Consider the following 8,837-nt stretch of genomic DNA (forward strand, 5'->3'; position numbering starts at 1 on the left):
AGCGGCGGCAGATGCGACAGGCCAGCGGCACGATCGAACTGAGGACGCACGGATGGGGCCTCCACGACTTCACCGGACAGGCGCGGAGCTGGACGGACGAACAGGGGATGACCGAAGGCCTCCTGACCCTGTTCTGCCGCCACACCTCCGCCTCGCTGCTGATCCAGGAGAATGCGGCGCCGGCGGCGCGACGCGACCTCGAACGCTGGTTCGACCGCATCGCGCCCGAGGGTGATTCCTACGAACATGACGAGGAAGGTCCCGACGACATGCCCGCGCACATCCGCGCCGCGATCACCCAGGTGCAGCTGTCGATCCCGCTGATCGGCGGGCGGCTCGCGCTCGGCACCTGGCAGGGCATCTTTCTGTTCGAGCATCGCCGCGCGCCGCACCGCCGCACGATCGCCCTTCATCTGCTGGGCGATTGACGATGGGCGTGGAGGAGGTGCGGTCCTGGCTGGCGCGGCACGCGCCGGACCTCCCGGTGATCGAGGTCGAGGCGAGCACCGCCACCGTGGTCGAGGCGGCGGCGGCGCTCGGGGTCGCGCCGGCGCGGATCGCGAAGACGCTGGCGCTGCGGGTGGACGGCGAGGTGCTGCTGATCGTCGCGCGCGGCGACGCGCGGCTCGACAACGCCAAGTGCAAGGCGGCGTTCGGCGGCCGGCCGCGCATGCTCGGACCCGAGGAGACGCTGGCGCTGACCGGTCATCCGGTGGGCGGCGTCTGCCCGTTCGCGCTGGCGCACCCCCTGCCCGTCTGGTGCGACCTGTCGCTGCGCGATTTCGACCTCGTCTATCCGGCGGCGGGATCGCTCAACAGCTCGGTGGAAGTCGCGCCGGAGCGGCTGGCCCAGCTCGTCGCCCGCGGCTGGGTGGACGCCTGCCGGCTGCCGGAACAAAATTGATGCCGGATCGATCCTAGCGCGCATGCCGATGGAGATGCCCCGCCGATGATCGCGACCGCCCTCCTCCTGCTCCAGGCCGCCGCACCGCCGGCCGACATCGAACTTCGCGCCCACGTTTTCGTCCGCGAGGGGCAGGTCGCCTCCCGCGGCGAAGCGCGGCTTCAGGTGCGCGCCGAACCCGACGGCGGCGGCACGGTCGAGACGCGCCGGCAGCCCGAAGCGCGCGGCCAGACGCGGCTGCGGCAGGCGACCATCGACGTCCATGCCGAAGCGCGCATCGCCGATCCGCGACAAAGCGGGGAGCAGCAGGAAACCGGCACCTCCGATCCACGTTGAGCGGGCATTCGTAACAGGGAGACAATGATGCGTTCGATCCACCTCGTCGCGGCCGCCGCCGCGCTCGCCGCGCTTACCGCCACACCGGCCGACGCCCAGCAGCGACGCAGCCAGCCGCAGCAGGGACCAACGATCGCGCAGCAGGTGCTGGCTTCGGGCGACCAGCCGGACGTGCTGCTCGACGTGCCCAACCTTTCGGTGGAGCAGCTGACCATCGGGGTCGAGAATCTGAACGTGAACCTCGCGCTCGACGCGCGGCTCGGCAACCTCCTGAAGCTCACCGCCGGCGCGGAAGCGAGCGTGCAGAGCGTCCAGATCGAACTGCGCGGCGTGCAGGCGCAGGCGACGCTGATCGTGCGGCTCGACAATGTCCGCGCCATCATCGAACGCACGCTGCAGACGGTCGACAACAATCCCCAGATCCTCCAAGGCCTGCTGTCCACCGTCGACAATACGGTGAGCACGGTGGGCGGCGTCGCCAACAACGCGGTCGGCACCGTCGGCAACGTCGCGGGCGGGCTGCTGCAGAACGGACAGGTGCTCGATCTCGCCCGCGCCGGCCTCACCGAAGTATCCCGCACCGCCGGCCAGGCGGGTCAGCTCACCCGCCGCGTCCGCGACCAGAGCGGCAACCTGCTCGAGGTCGTGACCGACAGCGCCAACCGCATCGTGTCGTCGCGCCGGATCGCGCAATGATCCGACCTCGGCCGCGCCCTCTCTCCCGCGGGGGAGAGGGCGCGGGCTAGAGCGGCCGGCCCTCGCGGCAGCGTTCGAGCTCGACCGGGTCGTGCGCGCACACGATCGTCACCTCCGCTGCATGGGTGAGGGAGAGACGGCGGAGCCGGTCCTGATTGGCGAAACGACGGCGGCGGTCGACCTCCATCATCGTCTGATAGGCGCGCAAGCCCGGCGTGCAGCGCCGCGCGCGGCTGCGCACCTCGCCGCGGTAGAAATAGGCGTCGCCGGCATGGAGGAACCAGCTGTCGCCCGAGCGGACGGCGATGCCGGCATGGCCCCACGTATGGCCGGGCATCGGCACCATGAGGATTTCGGGCGGCAGCCCGTCGAGGTCGCGCACCGAATCGAAGCCGAACCAGCGCTCGCCCGATCCCGCATAGCGGCGCCATTCGCGCACCTCGTCGAACTGGCGGGGGCGGTAGCGGTTGCGGGGCACGAAGCCGCGGCGCGGACCGGTCGCGGCGCTAAATTCGGCGTCCATCACATGGACGGTCGCCTGCGGGAAATCTTCCAGGCCGCCGGCATGGTCGAAATCGAGATGCGTCAGCAGGATGTGGCGCACGTCGGACGGCCGATGGCCCAGCGCCTCGATCTGGCGGACCGCCGTGTCCTCCTCGCGCAGCTTGATGTTGAGGAGATTGCGCATCGTGCGGGTGATCCGGGGATCGCCGCCATGCGGATCGCGCACGTCCTTCAGACCATAGCCGGTGTCGACGAGAACCAGCCCATGGGCGTCGGTTTCGATAAGGAGACAGTGGCAGACGAGATGGCCCGTCAGCCCGGGGCTCTTCCCGTCGAACAGGGCGCCGCCGAGCGGGCAGTCGGTGCCGCAATTGAGATGATGGATGCGCATGCCGGACGATCTCCTCGGGCCCACAAAGCGCCGGCCTTCGGGGAAGTTGCCTCGCACTTCGCTGGCGCGGGCGGGATGTGCTAAGCTGCCGCCGAACGGAGCGGGAGGCGGCGATGGCACGGGTGACGGGTGTCGGCGGGATCTTCTACAAGGTGGCCGATCCGAAGCGGACGAGCGCCTGGTACAAGGAGGTGCTGGGCCTCGGCGGAGAATGGGGCATTCACTTCCGCTGGACGAACGAGCCCGGCGAGGATCCGTACAGCCTCGTCTCCGCCTTCGGCGCCGAGACCGACTATTTCGCGCCGTCCGAGCTGCCGTTCATGATCAACCTGCGCGTCGACGATCTCGACGCTCTGGTCGCCGAGCTCGAAGCCAAGGGCATCGAGATCCTCGGCCGGCAGGAGGAGGAATATGGCAAGTTCGCCTGGATCATGGACTGCGACGGGGTGAAGCTGGAGCTGTGGCAGCAAGCCGGCCCCGCGCCCGCCTGACCGGGGCCTTGCCCGCCGGTCAGCGCCGCCAGAAGGCCATTTCCTGGAAGAAGCCGAGCCGGCTGCCGGACTTGAGCACCGTGCGGCGGAACAGCCGCGAGAAGAGCCGGATGATGATCACCACCCACAAGGCCTGCCAGAGCAGGGCCGCCGCGTGCATCCACAGCCCCTCCTGCTGGGCGGCGAGCGCGATCATCGCGAGCGGAGAGCTCAAGGGGAAGAGCGCCGCCGACCAGCCGAGCCAGCCGCCGCCGTCCGCGACGGCGAGGCTCGCGAGCAGGAACACGGCGACCTGCGCGAAGGTGATCGGCATGTTCAGCGTCTGGACCTCGCGCACGCTCGACGCCTGCCCGCCGATGCCCAGGAAGACGGCGCCCAGCAGCATGTAGTTGCTCGAGAAATACAGGAGGAGCAGCACGGCATAAGCCGGCCATCCGACCGCCGGCGCGACTTCCGCCTCGATCGCCTGGCGCAGCAGCTGCAGCCCCGCGAAAGCGGTCGCGCCCCAGACGAGCAGGCCGAGCAACGAGACCGCTAGCATCGCCATCAGCTTGCCGAGGAAGATGGAGTCGAGCGGGACCGCGGCGGCGAGCACCTCGATCACCTTGCTCGATTTTTCCTCGACCAGGTTCGACAGCAGCATGGTGCCGAGCATCAGCGTGATGAAGAAGATGACGAATTGTCCGCCGCGGGCGAGCGCCCGCCGGTTCCACTGGGCGGCGCCGGCCGCGCTTTCGGTCACCACCCGCTCGATCGCCGCCGGCTCGGGCGTGCCGCCGGCCCGTTCCAGCGCCGCCGTTCGCCGCGCCTCCTCGACGATCAGGCCGATCCTGGCGTTGAGCTCGGCGCCGAGCGGACCGCCGGGCGCGGTCAGCACCGGCCGCTCCAGCGTGCCGCCCAGCACGGCCGAATAGCCGCCTTCGGCATCGTCCAGCAGCCGCCGCGCCTGAAGCCCCCCTTCCCCTTCCGGAGCCACGACGCGCAGCCGCGGCACCCCATGCTCGCCCACCGCTGTGGCCAGCCGTTTGCGCGCGGCGAGGATCGCCGCCGCCGACGCTTCGTCGGCAATCACCGCGACCGGCGGGTTGCGCGCTTCCATGTCGGAGCCGCGGGTCACCTGCCCCATCAACAGCCCGAAGCCGATGGCGAGCACCGGGGCGAGCAGGAACAGGATGAAGCTTTTCGTCCAGACCGTCGCCACGAAATCGCGCCGGGCGATGACGCGCGCCGCTTCCACCACCCGGCTCATGCCGCCACCTCCGTTTCGGCCGCGCCAGGCGCGCCCATTTCCCGTGCCGCGGCCTCGCCGGCGATGGCGACGAAGGCGTCGTGCAGGCCGGGCCGCTCGATCGACAGTTCTTCGATTCCCGCGCCGCCGTCGATCAGCGCCTTGAGCAGCGGCTCGACGCCCGAGCGCGGCAGCTCGAACTCCCACACGCCCGAGGGCAGCCGCCGCGCCTCCTGCGGCAGAGCGGCGCGCCATGGCCCCTCTTCCGCGCGGGTGCGCAGCCGCACCTGCGGCCGCAGCCGGTCCCGTGCTTCGGCGACCAAGCCCTCGAAGCGCAGCCGCCCGCCCGCGATGATCGCGATGCGCTCGCACAGCCGCTCGGCATGGGCGATGATGTGAGTGGAAAAGATGATGGTGGCGCCGTCCGCCGCCTGCTCGCGGATCAACTGCTCGAGCCGGCCCTGGTTGATCGCGTCGAGACCTGAGAAAGGTTCGTCAAGCACGATCAGCCGGGGCCGATGCACGATGGTGCCGAACAGCTGGATGGTCTGTGCCATGCCTTTCGACAAGTTGCGGATCGGCTTGTCGACCCAGTCGCCGAGGCCGTGCGCCTCCAGCATCTCGCCGGCCCGGCTTCGCCCTTCCTTCAGCGGCAGCCCGCGCAGGGCGCCCATGAAGGCGATCGCCTCGCGCGCCGTCATCGTCGGATAGAGGCCGCGCTCCTCGGGCAGATAGCCGACGATCTTGGCCGCATCGAGCGGGTCGTCGCAGCCGAGCAGGCGGCGGCTGCCGCCGTCGGGATCGATGATGCCGAGCAGCATCCTGAGCGTGGTCGTCTTGCCGGCGCCGTTCGGGCCGAGAATGCCGTAGATGCTGCCTTCCGGCACCGCCAGGTCGATCCCCCGCACCGCATCCTTGTCCCCGAAGGTCTTGAAAAGCCCGTGGGCCTCAATAGCTAATCCGGCCTGCACGCGGCGAAGTCCCCCTGTCGATCCGCATGTGGTAACGGGACGAAATGCGCGAAGGCAAGCCTAAGCTGCGAGAGATGCTGGAGAAGAAGGCGGCGGAGCTGGGCTTCGCGGCCATCGGCATCGCGCGCGCGGACGCGGCGCCGCTCACTGCCGAACGCCTGCGCCGGTGGATCGCGGACGGCTGCCACGGCGACATGATCTGGATGGAGGACACGGCAGAGCGGCGCGGCAGCCCGCGGGCGCTGTGGCCGGAGGTCCGCTCGGTCATTTCGCTGGGCATGAGCTACGCGCCCGCCGCCGATCCGCTGGCGCTGGCGGCGCGCCCGGACGTGGGGCGGATCTCGGTCTATGCGCAGGGCGCCGATTATCACGACGTCGTGAAGAAGGCGCTGAAGGCGCTGGCACGCTGGCTGGTCGAGGAAGCGGGCTGCGAGCTCAAGGTGTTCGTCGACACGGCGCCGGTGATGGAAAAGCCGCTGGCCGAGGCGGCGGGACTCGGCTGGCAGGGCAAGCACACCAATCTGGTGAGCCGCCGCGACGGAAGCTGGCTGTTCCTGGGCGCCGTCTACACGACGCTCGACCTCGGCGAGGAGTTGACGGCGGACGGGCCGCACCGCGTCCATTGCGGAAGCTGCACCGCCTGTCTCGACGCCTGCCCGACCGGCGCCTTCCCGGCCCCGTTCCGGCTCGATGCGCGACGCTGCATCTCCTACCTCACCATCGAACATAAAGGTCCGATCCCGCACGAATTCCGCGAGGCGATCGGCAACCGCATCTACGGCTGCGACGATTGCCTCGCCGTCTGCCCCTGGAACCGGTTCGCCGATACGGCGCGAGCCCACCGCGCCTTCCTCCCCCGCGCGGAGCTGACGGTGCCGAGCCTCAAGGGTCTTCTGGAACTGGACGATGCGACGTTCCGGCAGGTGTTCGCCGGCTCCCCCATCAAGCGGATCGGACGGGGCCGCATGGTGCGCAACGCGGCGATTGCGGCGGGGAACAGCGGCAGGCCGGACCTGCTGCCCGCCGTGGAGCGGCTGCGGGACGACGAGGATCCGGTGGTCGCGGAAGCCGCCGCCTGGGCGGCGGACCGGCTCCGGACCGCCTCAGCGTCGGCCTAAAGCGGCGACGCAGCTCGCGCGGTCGACGTCCCGTCCGTCGGGCAGGCGCGCGTCGACATAGGTGACGATCGCCTCGCCTCCACCGGCGGGCGGGTAGAGATAGGCGTCGAGCACGCACACGGCGCTTCCGAACTGGAGCTTGCGCGCATTGCCTTCGCGCACGTCGAGGTCCGGGTCGCCGAACTGACGCGTGAGGGCGGCGGCGTTGCGCCCCATCACCGCCTCCAGACCGGCCATGCTGTAGGTCGGCCGCGCCGGAGTCACCGCTCCGCCCGGCCCGGGCGTGGTGGCGACCTGCGGGACGCAGCCCGCGAGCAGCAGCGCTCCGCCCCCCGCCACCGCCAGCTTCAAATCCCCCTTCATGGCTTTCCCCGATGATACAGATGGGTGGCGACGGCCGCGCTCAGCACCGGCGCCAGCAGGTTCAGGAACGGAATCATGAAAAGCCAGGTGGCGGCCAGCCCGAGCAGCGCCCGCCTCAGCCGAGACGCCCCAAGCCAGCGACGAAGCGCATCCCCCTCGAGATGCCGGACCGCCACCATCTCGCCGAGGTCGCGGCCGAGCGCCAGCGCGTTGATCGCGAAGAACAGCAGCACCGGGCCGATGCCGGTCACCAGCAACAGCAGGTAGAATGGCACCGCCAGGAGATTCCAGAGCAGCAGCCGCCCGGCCGAGCGCGCGCCGATCGCGATCCCGGCGAGGGTCGACGGGCTGCGGCCCCGGGCGGCGGCGTCCGGATAATGACGGCGCTCCACCGCCTCCACCACTTCGTCGGCGAAGATGCCGAGCACGCCGATCGCCACCGCCGGGAAGAGCAGCCACAAAGCGATTGCCGCGAACAGCAAAGCGGCCAGCGTTCCCGCCCCGGCGCCGATCACGCACTCTCCGGAGAGAGGTCCCCAGCCGCAGGGGTTGGTACCCGTCAGCAGCCAGCCGACGAGACTCGCCGCGGCGATGAACAGGACGATGGTGAGCAGCAGCGACTTCACCAGCACGCGGCGCACCGCGGGATCGCCGAGCTGGGCGAAAGCGAGGGAGAAGGCGGCGAACATCGCCCGCTGCTTCGCCCGACGTGCCGGTCGGGTCAAGCCGGCGCCGTTGACCCCCGCCGCGCGCGAAGGCAAAGGCGGCGCATCCTTACCTTCTCACGAAAGCCAAGCCACGTGTCCCAGCCCCGTCTCGACGTCCTCGCCATCGGCAACGCCATTGTCGACGTGATCGCCCAAGCCGACGATGCCTTCCTCGCCGAACAGGGCCTCGACAAGGGGTCGATGACCCTGATCGACGCCGGCCAGGCGCAGCGCCTCTATCAGGCGATGGCGGCGGGCCGCGAGGTGAGCGGCGGATCGGCGGCCAACACCGCCGCCGGCGTCGCCGCGCTGGGCGGCCGCGCCGGCTTCATCGGCCAGGTCGCGGACGACCAGCTCGGCGAAGTGTTCAGCCACGATATCCGCGCGACGGGTGTCGAATTCGATACGCCGGTCATCGACAATGGCGTGCCGACCGCCCGTTGTCTGGTGCTGGTGACGTCCGATGCCCAGCGCACGATGGGCACCTTCCTCGGCGCCGCCCAGCACCTCCCGGCCGGGGCGCTGGACCCGAAGCAAATCGAGGATGCGGCGATCCTCTACCTCGAAGGCTATCTGTGGGATCCCGAAACCCCGCGCGCGGCCATGGAGCAGGCGATCGGCATCGCCCGCGCGGCGGGACGCAAGGTCGCCTTCACCTTGTCGGACAGCTTCTGCATTTCGCGCCACCGCGAAGGTTTCCTGGCGCTGATCGACGGCGGCTATATCGACATCCTGTTCGCCAACGAAGCCGAGATCCGCGAGCTGGCGGGTGAGGAGGACCTCGATGCCGCCATCGCCGCGGTCGAGGGCAAGGTCCCCGTGCTGGTGGTGACGCGCAGCGAGAAGGGCGCGATCGGCCTGGCCGGCGGCACGCGGGCGGAAGTCGCAGCCGAGCCGGTCGAGAAAGTGGTCGACACGACCGGCGCCGGCGACCTGTTCGCGGCCGGCTTCCTCACCGGCCACGCCCAGGGCCGCGGCCTCGAGGAATCGCTCCGCATGGGCGCGATCGCCGCCGCGGAAGTCATCTCCCATTACGGCGCGCGCCCCGAGGCAGACCTCAAGGCGCTCGTAGCCAGCCGGCTCGGCTGAGAGCCAAGAGCGTTCGGCGCCTGCAGGGCGCCGAACGCC

General features: G+C 70.3%; 12 protein-coding genes. 7 read left to right on the forward strand and 5 right to left on the reverse strand.

The genetic code is table 11. The annotated features are described in order from the left end of the window. The first annotated feature begins 11 nt into the window (after positions 1 to 11). Genes ACK4K7_RS13775 through ACK4K7_RS13790 form a run of 4 tightly spaced genes read left to right on the forward strand, consistent with a single transcriptional unit; the run spans position 12 to position 1,936 of the window. Positions 12 to 428, forward strand: coding sequence for a secondary thiamine-phosphate synthase enzyme YjbQ (locus tag ACK4K7_RS13775; protein WP_431866854.1), 417 nt, complete (start codon positions 12 to 14; stop codon positions 426 to 428). 2 nt (positions 429 to 430) lie between these two features. Continuing rightward, positions 431 to 904 (forward strand): YbaK/EbsC family protein, encoded by a 474-nt coding sequence (locus ACK4K7_RS13780; RefSeq protein WP_431866946.1) that lies wholly within the window; start codon positions 431 to 433, stop codon positions 902 to 904. A 45-nt stretch (positions 905 to 949) separates the two neighbouring features. Continuing rightward, positions 950 to 1,240 (forward strand): hypothetical protein, encoded by a 291-nt coding sequence (locus ACK4K7_RS13785; RefSeq protein WP_431866856.1) that lies wholly within the window; start codon positions 950 to 952, stop codon positions 1,238 to 1,240. Positions 1,241 to 1,264: 24 nt separating this feature from the next. Then, positions 1,265 to 1,936, forward strand: coding sequence for a hypothetical protein (locus ACK4K7_RS13790; protein WP_431866857.1), 672 nt, complete (start codon positions 1,265 to 1,267; stop codon positions 1,934 to 1,936). A gap of 46 nt (positions 1,937 to 1,982) precedes the next feature. Here ACK4K7_RS13790 and ACK4K7_RS13795 read toward each other — a convergent pair whose 3' ends face one another. Continuing rightward, complete coding sequence (locus tag ACK4K7_RS13795; RefSeq protein WP_431866858.1) at positions 1,983 to 2,831, reverse strand: MBL fold metallo-hydrolase; 849 nt, start codon at positions 2,829 to 2,831, stop codon at positions 1,983 to 1,985. Between the two features lie 113 nt (positions 2,832 to 2,944). Here ACK4K7_RS13795 and ACK4K7_RS13800 point away from each other — a divergent pair, with 113 nt between their 5' ends. Then, a complete protein-coding gene (locus tag ACK4K7_RS13800; protein WP_431866859.1) occupies positions 2,945 to 3,322 on the forward strand; it encodes a VOC family protein in 378 nt (125 codons plus the stop codon). Between the two features lie 19 nt (positions 3,323 to 3,341). Here ACK4K7_RS13800 and ACK4K7_RS13805 read toward each other — a convergent pair whose 3' ends face one another. Continuing rightward, complete coding sequence (locus ACK4K7_RS13805; RefSeq protein WP_431866860.1) at positions 3,342 to 4,571, reverse strand: ABC transporter permease; 1,230 nt, start codon at positions 4,569 to 4,571, stop codon at positions 3,342 to 3,344. After that, positions 4,568 to 5,521 (reverse strand): ABC transporter ATP-binding protein, encoded by a 954-nt coding sequence (locus tag ACK4K7_RS13810; RefSeq protein ID WP_431866862.1) that lies wholly within the window; start codon positions 5,519 to 5,521, stop codon positions 4,568 to 4,570. The genes ACK4K7_RS13805 and ACK4K7_RS13810 overlap by 4 nt, the downstream gene beginning before the upstream one ends. Positions 5,522 to 5,595: 74 nt before the next feature. Here ACK4K7_RS13810 and queG point away from each other — a divergent pair, with 74 nt between their 5' ends. After that, entirely contained in the window at positions 5,596 to 6,639 is a 1,044-nt protein-coding gene (gene queG / locus ACK4K7_RS13815; protein WP_431866865.1) for a tRNA epoxyqueuosine(34) reductase QueG, read from the forward strand. Here queG and ACK4K7_RS13820 read toward each other — a convergent pair. Both ACK4K7_RS13820 and ACK4K7_RS13825 read right to left on the reverse strand, forming a co-directional pair. Next, positions 6,625 to 7,002, reverse strand: coding sequence for a hypothetical protein (locus tag ACK4K7_RS13820; RefSeq protein WP_431866866.1), 378 nt, complete (start codon positions 7,000 to 7,002; stop codon positions 6,625 to 6,627). The two genes, queG and ACK4K7_RS13820, sit on opposite strands and share 15 nt — an antisense overlap. After that, positions 6,999 to 7,727, reverse strand: coding sequence for an EI24 domain-containing protein (locus ACK4K7_RS13825; RefSeq protein ID WP_431866868.1), 729 nt, complete (start codon positions 7,725 to 7,727; stop codon positions 6,999 to 7,001). Before ACK4K7_RS13825 ends, ACK4K7_RS13820 begins: the two co-directional genes overlap by 4 nt. A gap of 75 nt (positions 7,728 to 7,802) precedes the next feature. Here ACK4K7_RS13825 and ACK4K7_RS13830 point away from each other — a divergent pair, with 75 nt between their 5' ends. Next, complete coding sequence (locus tag ACK4K7_RS13830; RefSeq protein WP_431866869.1) at positions 7,803 to 8,798, forward strand: adenosine kinase; 996 nt, start codon at positions 7,803 to 7,805, stop codon at positions 8,796 to 8,798. Positions 8,799 to 8,837: the final 39 nt, after the last annotated feature.

The organism is Allosphingosinicella sp. (assembly GCF_046295735.1).
Taxonomy (GTDB): Bacteria; Pseudomonadota; Alphaproteobacteria; order Sphingomonadales; family Sphingomonadaceae; genus Allosphingosinicella.

Coding starts and splice junctions, on each gene's coding strand:
- queG (WP_431866865.1), top strand. CDS start 5,596: ATGCTGGAGAAGAAGGCGGCGGAGCTGGGCTTCGCGGCCATCGGCATC.
- ACK4K7_RS13790 (WP_431866857.1), top strand. CDS start 1,265: ATGATGCGTTCGATCCACCTCGTCGCGGCCGCCGCCGCGCTCGCCGCG.
- ACK4K7_RS13780 (WP_431866946.1), top strand. CDS start 431: ATGGGCGTGGAGGAGGTGCGGTCCTGGCTGGCGCGGCACGCGCCGGAC.
- ACK4K7_RS13785 (WP_431866856.1), top strand. CDS start 950: ATGATCGCGACCGCCCTCCTCCTGCTCCAGGCCGCCGCACCGCCGGCC.
- ACK4K7_RS13795 (WP_431866858.1), bottom strand. CDS start 2,831: ATGCGCATCCATCATCTCAATTGCGGCACCGACTGCCCGCTCGGCGGC.
- ACK4K7_RS13800 (WP_431866859.1), top strand. CDS start 2,945: ATGGCACGGGTGACGGGTGTCGGCGGGATCTTCTACAAGGTGGCCGAT.
- ACK4K7_RS13805 (WP_431866860.1), bottom strand. CDS start 4,571: ATGAGCCGGGTGGTGGAAGCGGCGCGCGTCATCGCCCGGCGCGATTTC.
- ACK4K7_RS13775 (WP_431866854.1), top strand. CDS start 12: ATGCGACAGGCCAGCGGCACGATCGAACTGAGGACGCACGGATGGGGC.
- ACK4K7_RS13820 (WP_431866866.1), bottom strand. CDS start 7,002: ATGAAGGGGGATTTGAAGCTGGCGGTGGCGGGGGGCGGAGCGCTGCTG.